The following is a 15,842-nucleotide window of genomic DNA, read 5'->3' on the forward strand; positions in this document are numbered from 1 at the left end:
TAAGTTATTTTTTAGAATTTTTATTCATTAATTAAGAATAATTTATCATTTGCTCGAATAAAAAATAGAATATAATAATTGATGTATTTTAGTAAGCGATAACTATAAAATGACGTTTGATATTATAAAACACAAAAATTTTTTAGATTTTAGACATAGTGTTTTAGATTAATAAAGCATCAAAATAATAAAAGTTATTTTTTTTAACTAAAAGCAAAAACGCTGTTTTACATTATCAAATCAAAGAGGTGCATTGTTTTGCCAATTATTCAATCCGTAGCAAGATCTTTAGAAATACTCGAATTATTTGATGAAAACACTCGTGAACTTTCAATTAAAGAAATTAGTAATAGGCTTGATTTGCATAAGAGTACCGTGCATTCCTTATTAAAAACATTAATGCATTACGGTTATATCGCTCAAAATACAACAACTAGCGATTATCATCTTGGATGGAAATTGTATGAAAGAGGAAATTTGGTGACGAGTCAGCTTGATTTACGGGCAATAGCTAGAAAACATTTAGAAAAGTTGAATCAACAAACAAATAATACAGTCCACTTAGTACAACTATTAGGCAATGAAGCTGTATATATTGACAAAATTAATGGAACAGGAACTTTAGTTGTCCAATCTCGCATAGGAAAAAGAGTTCAGTTACATTCATCTGCGGTTGGGAAAGTATTAGCAGCACATTTAGATGAAAAAGACTTCAATAAAATTTTCTCTGGCTATCAATTTATAAAGCGAACACAACGTTCAATTGAATCCATGGAAGAATTTTTAGAGGAAATCAAAAAAGTAAGAATGAATCATTTTGCCATAGATAATGAAGAAAATGAAGAAGGCGTCATTTGTTATGCACTACCAATTCGAGATTATACAAAAAAAGTAACAGCGGCAGTAAGTGTCTCGACTCCCAAAGCAATCTTTAATGAAGAGATAGCGGAAAGCAATAAAAAGTATTTGAAACTTTGCGTTGATTATATATCTAAGGAATTGGGATATACCGAATGTTCAATATCAAAGAGGGATTTAGCTTAAAATGGTAGCTTTATAGAATTATATTAACGATGAATAGGGTTAGGGGGGCTGTCAAACGAAGAGTGATCACGCTCACAGTATTCAATAATTTGTAAGCGTTCTCATAAGGGGTGTCTATTTTTTATTTCTTAAAAGGGGGAAATTTAGATGAAAATTAAAGATACGATCGATCGTATCCCGGGGGGCTTAATGATTGTTCCATTGTTTTTAGGAGCTTTGATTAATACAGTGGATCAATTACATCTACCGTTTATTATGGAATTTTTAAAGTCGCTTGGAGTTTCTCCGACAGCAGATGGGCATTATGAGTTTTTAAGAATCGGAGGATTTTCTGAAGCTTTATTTAAAAATGGGGCAAATACGTTATGTGCGCTTTTCTTATTCTGTGCTGGCAGTCAGATGAATCTTCGAGTGGGAGGAATTGCTCTTAAAAAGGGAGTTATTTTAACAACATCAAAATATGCGGCAGGAATTACAATCGGATTTATTTGGGGTATATTATCTGACCCTGTTAGCGGATTTCTTGGGTTATCTACAATGGCGATAATTGCAGCAATGACAAATGGGAATGGTGGTATGTATGCAGCTTTAACTGGACAATATGGAAATCGTTCTGATGTAGGTGCAACTGCAGTACTTTCATTAAATGACGGACCATTTTTTACATTAATGGCACTAGGAATGATGGGGTCGCAATTTCCAATCATTGCTTTTGTAGCTGTGCTTTTACCAATTGCGATTGGAATGCTATTAGGCAATCTTGATCCTAAAGTACGAGACTTTTTAGCCCCTGCTGAAAATATAGTTATTCCATTTTTCGCATTTGCTTTAGGTGCAAATATGAATTTAAAGAATTTCTTCAATTCTGAAGTAGTATTAGCAGGTCTTGTATTAGCTTTAATGACAATAATTATTTCTGGTGGTTTTATGGTAATAGCATTTAAAATCTTCAAACAAAAAAGCTATATTGCACCTTGGGCTGAAGCATCAACTGCCGGTAATGCCGTGGCAACTCCAGCAGCTATTGCCGCTGCTGCAACAGTAGCCAGTGGAACGGGATTAATGACTGCCGCTGAGGCGCAAGTTTATCAAGATATTGTAGCCATCGCAACTGCGCAAATTTCAGTTGCAACTATTACAACAGCTCTTTTAGTACCATTCGCTGTTATACTAGCTGACAAATATCAAAGAAAAAGAGGCATTATTGGAACGTTAGAAGACGATGAATTACGGAAATCATTAGAACGACAAAATACTGTTAAATCGGTTCCGGAAAGAGGACTTGGGGGTGTGCAAGGTGAGTAAAACATTCAAGGGATATGTCCGTGATAACCATTCAGTAGGTACACGAAATTATATAGGTGTCATTTCTACAGTTGTTTGTTCAAGTGTTGTAACAAGGGATATTGCGAAAACAATACCCGAAGGAATCCCTGTTGTCCATGCAAACGGCTGCGCTCAATTAGGAGATGACTTTAAATTAACGAAAAATACATTAAAAGGGGTTGTTGCAAATCCAAATATTTATGCATCACTTTTAGTAGGCTTAGGTTGCGAAACAAACCAAGTTTCAATTCTATTAGATGAAACAATAGATTCAAAGCCTAAAGCTGGTTTCAGCATTCAACAAATGGCTGGTGGAACAAATACATTACAACAAGGGTCGAAAATTGTTCGCGAATGGTCAAATAGTTTGAAAGAACTACAACGCACAGAAATACCTATTTCTAACTTGAAACTAGGTATACTCCCTATTGATTTAACAGTTGAAGACTATGTTTTCGCATCGAAAACAATTTTGGCTACTATTCAATCACTTGTTGAACAAAAAGCAACAGTCGTATTAGGCATGACAGATAAAATGGAAAGAGTATTAGAAAATGTTCAACATCAAGCGAATGACGAAGTAGTAAAGCAACAATTACTTGCAATTAGTTCTAGTAAAACAAGGCAAACTTGGGACAAAGTCAATCCTAATGAGAGTAACTATCTCAAATATAATGAGGCAGATTTAGCATTAGGAAAAGCAGAGCTTGAATTTATTAAAGACGTTCCAATTCAATCAATTGTTAAATATGCAGAAATACCTAAGAGCAGCGGACTTCATTTAGCACTAATGCCGAACAATGTTATTGAAAGCGCTTCAAATCTAGTGGCTAGTGGCTGTAATTTAATTATCTTCTTAACCATTCGTCCAATATTTACAGGTACAATTGCAGTACCCTGTATGACAGTAGGAATTCAACAGAAAAAAGATGTAAGTATGGAAATGATAGATTACGTAATTAATAGGGATTCAACTCCAGTTCAGCTAATTGAAGAGATGATTGAAGTGGCTTCAGGAAAATTAACAAAACTAGAAACATTTAAACTAGAAGAATTTGCTATTTCACATATTGGTACAACGTTTTAATAAACTTGATGGAAGGGAGTTTAACGGTTTGAAAGTGAATAATGCAATTAAATTACATCCATCTGACAATGTAGTGGTTGCACTAAATTCGTTAGAGGTTGGTGAACATATTTTAATCGATGAAATTGGTTTAGTTCAAGAAGTAAAAGATAAAATCCCATATGGACACAAAGTTTGTATACAAGAGATTAAAAAGGGTGAAAAAATATTAAAGTATGGTGAATGTATGGGGATTGCAACAAATGATATTAAAGTAGGGCATCATGTTCATGTACACAATGTCCGTGGACTTAAGGAATCGGAAAGGCTAGTGTCTGTCGTAGACTTTGCGTAAAAGGAGAGTGAAGTATGAAGACTTTTAAAGGATATAAACGACCAAATGGAACGTTTGGTGTTCGTAATCATGTGATTGTAATTAATACGGTAGGAGAACTTGCAGGAGTAGCCAATAGATTAGCAGATTTAGTTCCGGGTGTAGTGCCCGTCATTCAACAAGGCGGTACTTCACAATTTCCTGAAGACTCAATGCAAACTATCCGTACAATTAAAGGAACAGTAGGTCATCCAAATATTAATGCTGCTTTAATATTGGGTATGGGTGAAGATGATTTCGCTGAGCAAATCGCGGCAGAACTTAGAGAACAACAATGTAAGGTAAAAGCGATTGTAATTAATAAAAGTACTTCTCTTGAAAAACTGTTAGTAGACGGCAGAGCTTGGTTACAAAAAGTATACGAGGAAAGTCTTGAAGATAAAAGAGTAGATGTGCCAATTACAGAGCTCACAATCGGGTTAGAATGTGGTGGATCAGATGCTTGGTCAGGAATAACAGCGAACCCTGCAATTGGTGTCTGTTCCGACATGATTGTAGATGATGGAGCGACAAGTATTCTAGCTGAAACAACAGAAGCAATTGGTGCTGAGCATATTTTAGCTAGACGAGCAATAAATGAACAAGTTGCAAAAGACTTTTTAACAATTGTCAAAAATTATGAGAACCGTATTTTAGATACTGGAGAGGATATTCGTTCTGCAAATCCAACTCCTGGGAATATGGTGGGTGGCCTTACTACCCTTGAGGAAAAATCTCTTGGTTGTATAAAAAAGGGCGGGAATGCACCGTTACAACAGGTGCTAAAATATGCAGAAAAGCCTTCTGCAAAAGGATTCGTCTTTATGGATACACCAGGTTATGATGTGGAATCAGTAGCAGGACTCGCGGCTGGGGGATGTCAAATTGTATTATTCTCTACAGGAAAAGGTTCTCCTATTGTACCAGTAATTAAAATAGGAACAAATCCAAAACTGTATGAAATAATGTCTGAGCATATTGATGTCAATGCAGGAACAATTGTAGAAGGAAAGAAAACTTTACAAGATGTAGGGGAAGAAATTTATAACCTAGTATTAAAAGTTGCAAATGGTGAAAAAACAAAGGCAGAACAGCATCGAAACCAAGAATTTGCCATTTGGCGGCTTGCTCAAAGTATTTAATAAGAAAATGTATTTTTATGGTTTACTACATTTTTAAAAATAAGAATTCATATGTAGAACTCTGCTTTAAAAATGGACTTTAAATTCCGAATAGTATTTGTTTTTCGAAAATAAAGTTGACAACCAGATTTGATGGATATAAAATAGCTAATAATTAAATACCAAAAAGCAAAGATTGGAAATAGTAAAAGGATGTATAAGCTTTTCAGAGAGCCGGTGGTTGGTGAGAATCGGTAGTTATTGCCTTTGAACTCGTCCAAGAGCTACTACCTGAACGTTAAGTAGGGGAGGTCGGTTTCTACCGTTATATAGATAGGTGGTGATAGCTGCCGAAAATGAGTGGATTAATTATGCAATGATTAATCAATTAGAGTGGTACCGCGAGCAATGCCTCGTCTCTATATTTTTATAGAGACGGGGCTTTTTTTATAAATTAAATGATAAGGAGTGTTTCTGAAATGACGAGAAAAATTTGGGTGTTTGATACGACTTTAAGAGATGGTGAGCAAGTTCCAGGGGCAAAACTGAATTTGTATGAAAAGCTGGAAGTAGCACAGCAGCTAAAGAAACTGCGAGTTGATATCATTGAAGCAGGTTTTCCTTCGTCTTCAGCTGGTGATTTTAATGCTGTGAAGGAAATTGCCATGAAAGTAGGAAATACAGACGATATCATGATTACAGCGTTGGCAAGAGCTGTAAAGGCAGATATTGATGCTGTTTATAATAGTGTAAAATATGCCGAAAAACCGTTAATTCATATGGTTTTAGGCACTTCGGACATTCATGTGGAAAAGAAATTTAGAAAATCGAAAGATCAAATTTTAGATATTGGGGTTGAAGCAGTTAAGTATGCAAAAACTCTTCTGCCAGACGTGCAATACTCAACAGAAGATGCCTCTCGCTCCGATTTTGAATATTTATGGAAAACAATTGAAGCTGTCGTGAAGGCAGGAGCAACTATGATTAATGTGCCCGATACAGTTGGCTATGCCGAGCCAGAAGAGTTTGGCGAACTAATCTTTAAATTAAATGATCGTTTGAAGAATTTAAATGATAAAGTACTTTTAAGTGCTCATTGTCATAATGACCTTGGCATGGCAACAGCGAATACGTTAGCGGCAATTAAAAATGGTGCGGATAAAGTTGAATGTACGATTAATGGCATTGGTGAACGAGCAGGTAATGCTGCATTAGAAGAGATTGTCATGGCAATTAATACGCGCTCATCAGTTTATAACGCATATACAAATATTAATACGAAAGAAATTATGAATACATCTAGATTGGTTAGTAGTCTAATGGGGCTTGATGTCCAAGTAAATAAAGCAATTACAGGAGATAATGCTTTTGCACATTCTTCTGGGATTCACCAAGATGGTTTACTAAAATCAAGAGATGCCTATGAAATTATAAGCCCAATTGATGTCGGTTTAGATGATATGGAACTAGTTTTAACTGCACGTTCTGGTCGACATGCGGTGAAAAATGCCCTTGAGAAGCTTGGTTTTAATCAGTTAACTGAGACACAATTTGAAGAAATATTTGAAGATTTTCTTAAATTGGCAGATGTGAAAAAGGAAGTATATAATCATGATTTATATGTAATCGTTGAGAATTATTATGCAAAAAATGATACTCCTAGTGAGGAAATGATACATTATAGTGACAATTTCTATGAATTAATAGACTTGCAAGTGATTAGTAATACAAATTTCCCTTCCGCAAGTGTAAAGATTAAAAAGGGCGATCAAATATTAGAAAGCAGTGCAGTTGGATCAGGTCCGATAGATGCTTTGTATTCTGCTATTACAGAAGTATGTGATTTAGATATCAAGTTGATTGAATACAAAATTAGCAGTGTATCAAGAGGCAAGGAAGCATTAGGGAAAGTAAAGGTACAAGTCGAGCATAAAGGAGAAAAGTATGTTGCTAAGGCAACAGATACAGATATTATGAAAGCTAGTGCATTTGCCTATATCAGCGCGGTAAACAGTATTGTAGTTGAAAAATTGCTTCCAGTTGTATAGAAAACACTCTAATTGTAATTTTCTAGGAAGTATTGACAAAGCCACAACCCTTTAAATGTAAGGAGTTGTGGCTTTTTTAGATGGATGGTTTTGATAGGGCTCCAATCTGCTACCCCAAAAAAATCCTTACACATAGATAATTTAGTTACTTCTTATGTGTATGGGGTCGTTTCGATTAAAAAATTTAGAGCAGGATAAATTTAATTTATTTTTAAAGGTGATATTAATGGACTTCGTAAATAACAAGACTATTTTAAAATACTCAAAAGGCAGGAGTTACTATACACAGTCTATTGTGAAGAATGCTAAATGCAAATGCTAAAAATAATCCTGAATTATGTGAAGGATACGTTAATTATGACAGCTTAAGAACTCATTTACGAATAACAACATCAGTACCAATTGGAACTCTAGATGATAAATCCAGGACATCATGATTAAACATTCTAATACATCCAAGTGAGACATCTTTACCAATTGAAGAGGGGTCATTTGTTCCGTGTATACCATAATGAGGTTTTGACAATCCCATCCAAAAAGCACCATAAGGTCCACCTGGATTAGGTTGTTTATTAATAATCTTGTACGATCCAAAAGGTGTCGGTGACAATATTTTTCCAACTGCAATAGGATAGGTCTTTATAAGATTGCTTCCATCAAAAAGTTTTAATTCATGTTTTGAAGTAGAAACGTTAATCCATTTTACCATGTATAAATCCACCCCATTTTTAAAATATTTTATGAGGCAATTGAAGCTTTTATTAATAGACAAGAATTTAACATTTGACCAAAAAGTACTTGTATTATTTTAGCTTCTATTTTGTCGAAATAGTAAAAAGCCTCTATTTAGTTGTAGAAGCTTTTCGAACCTTTATTTGCGGAATATTCATTTAACAATTTATCGAGATCTTGACTAATTTTTATAGTAATCGGATGATTTAGACCTAGCTTCATACCAGTATTTATTAGTTTAGTTCTAACTCTTTCTATTTCATACGGTCTTTTATCCTTATCAATATCAAAGAGCATATCAGTACTTTCTCCTATTTATTTAGGATAAATATACCAAAATGTCAAATTTTAGAGTAGATACTTTTTTTTAGTAAAAGTGACAATTTAGTGGATTTTGTTCGGAAAGGAAACCTATTCATTAAAAAATATTGTGAAGCAAAGTAAAAATGTTTTTTTATAGTAACCTATAAAGTAAATAAATTGTATATGGTGTAACAAGTCCGATAGCTGTGTATAGTCCAGGAGTATAAGTTCTTAAAATGAGTGTCTGTATAATATGAACAAGATTATGTAATAGTACAAAACTCAAAAAAGTTAAAAATAGGATATCTGACCAACCACTTTGTAAAGTTTGAACCTTAAGGAATACGATTATGGAACAGCCTAAAAATATTAGAACATCTCTTTTAGCAAAAGAATGTGAGTCTATTTTCCAAAAGTTCCAAATTAGCAGCTGAAAATGATTACTAGTATTTTCAACTAAGTGTGCCGTTTTATGTGACCAATTTTCAACACTAATTATTTCTTCAAAATCGTGTAACATAAATATCACTAGAAAAAGCCAAATTGCATTATGTATTTCAAGTGCGAACATTAAGTTAAACCTCCAAAAAAGTAATAAAATATTTTCTTCCGATAATATCATAAGTTTCATTTTTTAGTAATATTTACAAAGACTATTAAAGAATCATTTATAGTATTGAATCAAAACCAACACCATTTCACAAATTTAACTTAGTTGTATCTTATATATAAGGAAAATGGCAACATGGTCAAACCGAAATACAATTCGAAATGGTAGAAAACTTATATGCACTACTGTGAGCTAGCAGGGGAAAAAGCCTTTACTATCTAAGGTTAATAGTAGTTACAAGTCTTTTATTGACATAAGATTCACGTATATTCATAAGCAGATACTTGTAACCTAAGCCTTCAGATATATTGATTTGGTTTAGCTTTAAAAGCGGGAGGCGTTTGAAAAGAAGTAATAAGAAAAAGGTTAATATAAAAACGATCAATAACTTATAAACCTCTAGTTACTTTAAATAAATAAGGTCGATTGTGAATTTATCAGGAGTCTCCTAATTAAATCAAGAGTACTTTAAATTCCAATTATTAATAGATGAATCATAAAATTTAAATTAGATTAATACTTTAGAAGAAAATGACCTATTAATAAATACTTCGTCTTGATAAAAAAAGAGAAAGTAGGGGGGAAATATATGGGTGCATATTCGGAGTTTTGTATACCTAATTCCGTTTTTTATGGTAAAAATTCTTTATCCGAGCTTGGAGAACAAGTGAAGGCTTATGGAAAGAAAGTACTTTTAATTAGTGATCGTATAATAGAAAAAATAGGTCATGTAAAAACATGCCAGGACATTCTAATGGAGGTTGATGTTTCTTACATCTCATATCTCGATGTTAACACCGAACCAACAGATTTACATGTCGACGAAGCACTTCAACTGTGTTTAAAAGAGCAATGTGATGTTATTGTCGCCATTGGTGGAGGAAGTTGTATTGATGCCGCTAAAGCAGTAGCTGTGCTAACAACAAATGGTGGTTATATTGGGAATTATATAGGTAATAGGACATCAATTGAAAAGAACCCTATTCCACTCATTGCAATTCCAACCACGGCTGGAACTGGATCAGAAGTAACGAATGCCACTGTAATTACTAATACTAAAGAAGATATAAAAATGATGATTAAACATCCAGCATTTCTGCCAAAAGTTGCAATAGTGGATCCAATGCTTACAACTTCAACTCCACCAAACGTTACGGCTGCAACTGGAGTTGATGCTCTCTGTCATGCAATAGAAGCTTATATATCACGTCTATCACAACCGCTAACAGATACGCTGGCTCTTTCGGCAATAGAAGCTATTTTAAATAATATAAAGGTAGTATATGAAGAAGGAGAAAATACAGATGCAAGGCAAAAAATGGCTATTGCTTCAATGCAGGCTGGAATAGCTTTTAGTAATGCTTCCGTTACTCTAATTCATGGAATGTCACGTCCAATTGGAGCGTTGTTCCATGTTCCACACGGTATTTCAAATGCCATGCTGCTTCCTGGAGTGCTTGAATTTACGAAAGAATCTGCCATTGATAAACTAGCAACAATCGGACGTATGATTTCTCCTGAATCAACTACATTAACTGATTCAGAATTAGCCAATATCACTATTAATAAAATCAAACAACTTTGTCGCGACTTAAATATTCCCAATATGAAAACATGGGGAATTGATGAACAAAAATTTAGACAAGTACTTGATAAAATGGCTACGGACGCAATAGCAAGTGGAAGCCCTGCAAACAATCCGAAAGTGCCAACTAAACAAGAAATAATAGATCTATACAATTATTGTTATGATTATGATTTTTCAGGAAATATAACTGAGTTCAATTCAGTTAAATAAGTTCAATATAAAAAATTTGCTGACAAAAGAGTAAACAGCTAGTCTGTATTGCTCTTATATAAGATGACAATCGTGCTAGATTAATGAACAACACCCTTGAAATAATTGAGGTATACATTCTCAATTTAGGTCTGAAGAGACTACAAAATCGATAGGGGCAATTTACTTGAATAATATTCGGAGTTTATAAAAAAGTCATTATAAAAACGCTGCAATTAAGCAGCGTTTTTTTTATCTATATGCTATGCTTTTGATTCTTCGCTTGAGCGTTTATTACCTTTATAGATAAAATAAAGAGAAATAATCATAAATAATAATGCAAATACACGTTTAATATCTAATTCTATGATTAAACTATTGAACCATCCAAAATGATCAATTACTACACCAATCACAAGTTGACCAGCTATTCCGGCAATATTAGTTGCGATAACTCCAATTCTAGGAACTGCCATAACAGTTAATAGTAAATACATAGTCCCTAAAAACGCTGCACTTAATTGCCATTTAGGTACTTCTAAAAGTGCAATCACATTTCCGTTACCAAAAAAGAATATGAAAATAGTAAGAAACATTGTCCCCGTAAGAAAGGTTAAAAATGTTGTTTCAATTGTTCCCGCTTTTCGACTAAATGTACCATTGATAGATGATTGAGCACTTAATGTGATACCACCAATCAATGTAAATAAAATCATAAATAATCCCATTATATAAGACCTCCTAGTTTATTAATATAAGTGCTATGATCATTGAAATAACTGCAAATATCTTTTCTTTATTAATCTTCGTTTTCTTGCTGCCTAACCATCCAAAATGTTCAATAATCATGCTCATTACTAGTTGTCCTATAATTACAGCAACCATTGTTATACCAACACCTACGAATGGGACACTGACAACAATAGATGTTAAATAAACAACACCCAAAACGCCTCCAAGTAATGACCATTTAGGTGCTTCAAATGTATAGGAAAGCTTTCCTTTTCCAAAAAAGAGCAATAATAGCCCCATAATTATAGATCCCATAAAGAAGTTATAAAAACTTGTTTCTATTTGTCCAATCGTTTTTCCTAATTCAGCATAGATAGCTCCTTCAAAGCTAAGTGCTGCCCCAGCCAATAGGGCTAGTATATAAGATATAAATCGCATATAATATCTCCTTTTTTATATAATTGTATATCTAGAAATATAGATATAAATCTTGATAAAAAACAGAAATCAACAAAAATTAGATTTCTGTTTTAAAATATTCAGCTAATTGTTGAATAAATTCTTCATTACGTCTGTAATAAGTCCATTGCCCATGTCGAATTGATTCAAGTAGACCAGCTTTTTGCATCATGTTTAAGTAGCTAGAAACCGTAGATTGAGAAACTTTGGCCTTTTCTTGAATATCCCCAACACATACTCCACCTTTGTAACTTACCTCCTTCGGCAGGTGAGCGCCTTGTTTTAGGAAATGTTTCTCGGGTTCCTTCAACCACTCTAGGATATTGAGTCTTGTTTCGTTCGATAACGCTTTAAATACATCAATAGGTTCCATGACTGTAATTATATATCTGGATTTCTCGATATGTCAATTGAACTAAAATGAATAAACTGACGAGATTGTTTAAAGGATCGTCGCATTTTCAGAAACGATTGGTTAGTAGGGAGTACTCCTCGGATTAAGAAATAGACAATTATTTTGTAAATTCTCAATGTTACTCTAAGAGCTTAGACGAAATGTTTATTCTAAAACCGATTGTTTGAACAAATTCAACGAAAACAGATGAAGTTAATATGGGCTTCTATAAATTGGAGACTCTTATTACACAACATCTACTTTTGTTACAAATAGATTAATTTAATTTCCTTGAAATACAGAATTAAATACCTGTCAATAGGTTTTCAGTGGCAAAATTATTTTTGTTTGGAATGTTTTATGAAATGAATTGTGATGTATCTCTTAGTCTATTAGAGTTTCGTTTTAATTTGCATCTCCTTCCAGTTTATGGACCCTATATTACTTAATTTGTACTGTAACATAGGGGTTGTAAACAAAGAGGAGGAATACAAAATGAATAAAAAATGGTTAGCAACATCATTATGTGCAGCAACATTATTTGGGGCATCTTTTACAACAGCAGGTGCAACAGGGTTAAATGAAGAAGTTAAGAGTGATTCAAATTCATATATTCAAGTAATTAAAGGCGATCAAGTTCAAGGAATCGCTTTAAAAATAATCGATCAAATTGCGTTACAAAATGGAGAGTTCGATTTTAATAAATTCAAAGAATTAGTCAATAAATCGTTAAATAATCAAGCAGCTCAAAAAGTAATTAAAGAAGGTAAAAAAGTATATCAAAATAATGCTTCCAAAGAAACGAACACAGAAGCACCAGCAAAGTCAACTAATGTAACGAACAACAACAAAACTACAGCACCAACAAATTCTAATAACCAACAAGTAGAAGCGCCAGCAAAAACACCTTCTACAAATGTTAGTCAATCAGTCTCTGAATTTGAGAAACAGGTAGTAGATTTAACAAATGCGGAACGTGCAAAAGCAGGTCTTAAACCGCTTCAAATCTCTAATCCATTAATGAATGTAGCTCAAGCAAAATCAGAAGATATGGCAAAAAATAATTATTTCTCACATACAAGCCCAACTTACGGAAGTCCATTTGATCAAATCAAAGCTGCAGGTATTTCATATCGTTCAGCGGGTGAAAACATTGCACAAGGTCAAAGAACACCTGAAGAAGTAGTACAGGCATGGATGAATTCAGAAGGTCACCGTGCAAACATTTTAAACGGAAACTACACACATATCGGTGTTGGCTACGTTGCAGATGGTAACTACTGGACACAACAATTTATTCAACAATAATTTAAGATTCATATATACGATAAAAGATGGTCTTTAAGTCAATGGCTTAAGACCATCTCAGGTTGTTGACAAAAGACCTTCAGAATGGGCTTATTCTGAAGGTCTTTTGTAATTTTAATAGATTATTGGGTATTTAACCGACTTATTTGGGGTAAAAACACTCTTCGAGTATTATATTTTAGGCCATTTCTGAAGCTTGCCACGTCCAATTAGCAAGCTTTTTTAAATTCATGGCAGCAAAAGTAAGCATCGCCTGCATAGACAATTTTTTAATTCCACGTAGGGTTGTCCATCGCATACCATGCTTTTCTTTTGCATCTGCAAAGACACGTTCAATCGTTTCTTTACGTCTAGCATATATTTGTTTGATATCACTTTGATGACGAAGATGATCCGCTTCCTCTACATGATGTGCCCAAATATGACGTTCAATGATTTTTCTGTGATCCTTACTACTTGTACATTGAGTAAGTAAAGGACAGTTTACACACTGAGTAGGGTTTGATTTATATTGGCGTTTCCCATCTTTAGTCGTTGTCGTATATTTAAGGACTTGCCCTTCCGGGCAAAGATAGCAATCATAATACTCATCATAGACATATTCATGTTTGCGTAAAAATCCATCCTTTGTTTTTGGTCGTGTATAAGGAAGTGCTGGTTGAATATCATGTTCAAATAAGAATTTAGTAATCGCAGGTGTTTTATAAGCAGCATCGGCAGCAACAGCAAGTGGCTTTTTCACTTTTTCCATTACCTTTTCAACAAGTGGTTGAAGCATATGACTATCATGAACATTACCAGGTGTCACAATTGATCCGAGTATAAATCCATAGCGGTCAGCTGCCGCATGAAATGAGTAAGCAAACTGCTTAGTTCGTTCATCTTTTACATAGTAGCCACTTTCAGGGTCTGTCGTACTTTCTTTAATTTCCTTTATCTCTTCTTTTTCAAATTTATCTGGTGGGAATGGTTTCTTCCCATGGTCAATCCGATCTTGATTCAATTCTTCTTGAAGTTTAGCTTCATATGCCCGAGTCTCTTTACGTACCATCTTCTTCTCGAATTTACGTTTATTCGCACTCGCTTTAACATGCGTTGAATCGATGAAAACATGGTCAGCACTTAGTAATCCTTTATCAGCAATTTCTTTAAGTATTCGATAGAAAATCTGTTCAAAGATATCTGTGTCTTGAAAACGACGTTCATAGTTTTTACCGAAGGTTGAAAAGTGTGGTACTTCTGAATGGAAGCCAAATCCTAAAAACCATCGATACGCCATATTCGTTTCGATTTCTTTTATTGTTTGACGCATTGAACGGATTCCAAATACATATTGAACAAATGTCATTTTGATTAATACGACTGGGTCAACACTCGGGCGACCTAATTTAGAATACAGCGGTTCTACTAGTGGATAGATGAAAGAATAATCAATGGCTGATTCAAGCTTTCTAACAAGATGGTCTTTTGGTACAAGTTCTTCAATCGTAATCATCTCAATTTGATCGCGTTCATTTATTTGATTTTTCGACATCATTTCCATTCACCTCAACGTATATTTAGAAGTAGTTGATTGTAGTGTAGGCGGCGACTCCTGCGGGAAAAGCGTGACGGCCGATACCCCGCAGGAGCGTAGCGACGAGGAGGATTGGCCCACGCCCGCGGAAAGCGTCCGCCGAAACGGAAATCAACTAACTTATTCAAAAAGGGTTATTAATTTTATTTTAAAAGAAAAAAGACTGTAGGCAAACTCGAATTTTCGAGTTTGTCTACAGTCTGAGATGGTCTTTAAGTCAATGGCTTAAGACCATCTTTTTTGTATTAATTACTTGTGCTTTTGGGTTTTTAATTAGTTTAAAATTATTATTACTACGTGATTTTTCTTTTTAAATTTTAACTGAAAACATATTAAGTTAATTCAAGATGTATTAGACTTGTTGTTATTTTACATGTAGATTGTCAATTAAATTTTTACACATATGTTCATATTGATGACCACTAATAACTAAATCAGCAACTTTCTTGTATCCTAAACTACAATATAATTTTTTCGCTTTCGGATTAGCCATATCTACATTTAGGCCTATCGTATGGTAACCTGCCTTCTTCGCTGTTTCACTCATCTCGTTAAGTAATGCGGAACCAATGCCTAATCCTCTAAATTTTTTGTTTACTACTACGGAATCTATATACCATTCATCAGGAAGTGTCTCTTTATCAATAAATAAATTTTCATTAGGATCGAAGCCATTTTTAATTAATACTTTTTTAAACGGTTCATCAATGATAGGTTCTTCTGCTGAGGGATATCCAAAAATGACCCCAGCAATTTCTCCATTTAACTCATATACTAAGCCTCTGTTCACACCAAATCGATATGTAGGTTCTCCAACGGATTCTGCAACCATATCAAGTAATTTATTCTTAGAAATCTTCTTAAGTAAAGGTAACTCCATATCCTCAAATATTACCCATAAAAGTTTTGCAATTTCCAAACTATCTTTTTGGGTTGCCATTCTAATCATAAGTATCAACTCTCCATATTTATT

The 15,842-nt window shown here is 34.0% G+C and carries 16 protein-coding genes and 1 other annotated feature; of the genes, 8 read left to right on the plus strand and 8 right to left on the minus strand.

All coding sequences use genetic code 11. The features are described from left to right. Positions 1-258 precede the first annotated feature (258 nt). From MKY04_RS09985 to MKY04_RS10010, 6 genes are all read left to right on the plus strand, one after another. Positions 259-1,044: an IclR family transcriptional regulator gene (locus MKY04_RS09985; protein ID WP_126294380.1), complete on the plus strand. Its 786-nt coding sequence runs from the start codon at positions 259-261 to the stop codon at positions 1,042-1,044. A gap of 147 nt (positions 1,045-1,191) precedes the next feature. Continuing rightward, positions 1,192-2,349, plus strand: coding sequence for a 2-keto-3-deoxygluconate permease (locus tag MKY04_RS09990; protein ID WP_126294381.1), 1,158 nt, complete (start codon positions 1,192-1,194; stop codon positions 2,347-2,349). Next, the gene (locus MKY04_RS09995; protein ID WP_185807715.1) at positions 2,342-3,457 is read left to right on the plus strand and encodes a UxaA family hydrolase; all 1,116 of its coding nucleotides are present in this window, start codon (positions 2,342-2,344) and stop codon (positions 3,455-3,457) included. Before MKY04_RS09990 ends, MKY04_RS09995 begins: the two co-directional genes overlap by 8 nt. 34 nt (positions 3,458-3,491) lie before the next feature. Continuing rightward, positions 3,492-3,791 (plus strand): UxaA family hydrolase, encoded by a 300-nt coding sequence (locus tag MKY04_RS10000; RefSeq protein WP_246020310.1) that lies wholly within the window; start codon positions 3,492-3,494, stop codon positions 3,789-3,791. Positions 3,792-3,805: 14 nt separating this feature from the next. After that, positions 3,806-4,951, plus strand: a complete 1,146-nt coding sequence (locus MKY04_RS10005; protein WP_346235796.1) for a UxaA family hydrolase — start codon at positions 3,806-3,808, stop codon at positions 4,949-4,951. A 162-nt stretch (positions 4,952-5,113) separates the two neighbouring features. Continuing rightward, positions 5,114-5,354, plus strand: a binding site (T-box leader). A 55-nt stretch (positions 5,355-5,409) separates the two neighbouring features. Beyond that, positions 5,410-6,978, plus strand: a complete 1,569-nt coding sequence (locus MKY04_RS10010) for a 2-isopropylmalate synthase (RefSeq protein ID WP_346235797.1) — start codon at positions 5,410-5,412, stop codon at positions 6,976-6,978. 373 nt (positions 6,979-7,351) lie between these two features. Here MKY04_RS10010 and MKY04_RS10015 read toward each other — a convergent pair whose 3' ends face one another. The 3 genes from MKY04_RS10015 to MKY04_RS10025 all read right to left on the minus strand — a co-directional run bounded on the left by MKY04_RS10015 (position 7,352) and on the right by MKY04_RS10025 (position 8,584). Further along, positions 7,352-7,687 carry a L,D-transpeptidase gene (locus tag MKY04_RS10015; RefSeq protein WP_126294386.1) on the minus strand — a complete coding sequence of 112 codons (336 nt, stop codon included), beginning with the start codon at positions 7,685-7,687 and terminating at the stop codon, positions 7,352-7,354. 137 nt (positions 7,688-7,824) lie between these two features. After that, positions 7,825-8,007: an aspartyl-phosphate phosphatase Spo0E family protein gene (locus tag MKY04_RS10020; protein ID WP_346235798.1), complete on the minus strand. Its 183-nt coding sequence runs from the start codon at positions 8,005-8,007 to the stop codon at positions 7,825-7,827. Positions 8,008-8,164: 157 nt separating this feature from the next. Further along, positions 8,165-8,584, minus strand: coding sequence for an HXXEE domain-containing protein (locus tag MKY04_RS10025; protein ID WP_126294388.1), 420 nt, complete (start codon positions 8,582-8,584; stop codon positions 8,165-8,167). A 628-nt stretch (positions 8,585-9,212) separates the two neighbouring features. Between MKY04_RS10025 and MKY04_RS10030 the strand changes: the two genes are divergently transcribed. Next, entirely contained in the window at positions 9,213-10,421 is a 1,209-nt protein-coding gene (locus tag MKY04_RS10030; protein ID WP_346235799.1) for an iron-containing alcohol dehydrogenase, read from the plus strand. Between the two features lie 242 nt (positions 10,422-10,663). Here the strand turns inward: MKY04_RS10030 and MKY04_RS10035 are convergent, their stop codons facing one another. The 3 genes from MKY04_RS10035 to MKY04_RS10045 all read right to left on the minus strand — a co-directional run bounded on the left by MKY04_RS10035 (position 10,664) and on the right by MKY04_RS10045 (position 11,964). Next, on the minus strand, positions 10,664-11,128 hold the full coding sequence (locus tag MKY04_RS10035; RefSeq protein ID WP_126294390.1) for a DMT family transporter: 465 nt from the start codon (positions 11,126-11,128) through the stop codon (positions 10,664-10,666). A 13-nt stretch (positions 11,129-11,141) separates the two neighbouring features. Next, positions 11,142-11,570, minus strand: coding sequence for a DMT family transporter (locus MKY04_RS10040; protein ID WP_126294391.1), 429 nt, complete (start codon positions 11,568-11,570; stop codon positions 11,142-11,144). Positions 11,571-11,649: 79 nt separating this feature from the next. Further along, positions 11,650-11,964: a metalloregulator ArsR/SmtB family transcription factor gene (locus MKY04_RS10045; protein WP_346235800.1), complete on the minus strand. Its 315-nt coding sequence runs from the start codon at positions 11,962-11,964 to the stop codon at positions 11,650-11,652. Positions 11,965-12,480: 516 nt separating this feature from the next. Here MKY04_RS10045 and MKY04_RS10050 point away from each other — a divergent pair. Then, positions 12,481-13,293: a CAP domain-containing protein gene (locus tag MKY04_RS10050; RefSeq protein WP_346235801.1), complete on the plus strand. Its 813-nt coding sequence runs from the start codon at positions 12,481-12,483 to the stop codon at positions 13,291-13,293. A gap of 178 nt (positions 13,294-13,471) precedes the next feature. Here the strand turns inward: MKY04_RS10050 and MKY04_RS10055 are convergent, their stop codons facing one another. Both MKY04_RS10055 and MKY04_RS10060 read right to left on the minus strand, forming a co-directional pair. Next, complete coding sequence (locus MKY04_RS10055; RefSeq protein WP_346235867.1) at positions 13,472-14,830, minus strand: IS1182 family transposase; 1,359 nt, start codon at positions 14,828-14,830, stop codon at positions 13,472-13,474. A 403-nt stretch (positions 14,831-15,233) separates the two neighbouring features. After that, the gene (locus MKY04_RS10060) at positions 15,234-15,818 is read right to left on the minus strand and encodes a GNAT family N-acetyltransferase (protein WP_126294394.1); all 585 of its coding nucleotides are present in this window, start codon (positions 15,816-15,818) and stop codon (positions 15,234-15,236) included. Between the last annotated feature and the right edge of the window lie 24 nt (positions 15,819-15,842).

Source organism: Lysinibacillus telephonicus (genome assembly GCF_039654155.1).
Classification (GTDB): Bacteria; Bacillota; Bacilli; order Bacillales_A; family Planococcaceae; genus Ureibacillus; species Ureibacillus telephonicus.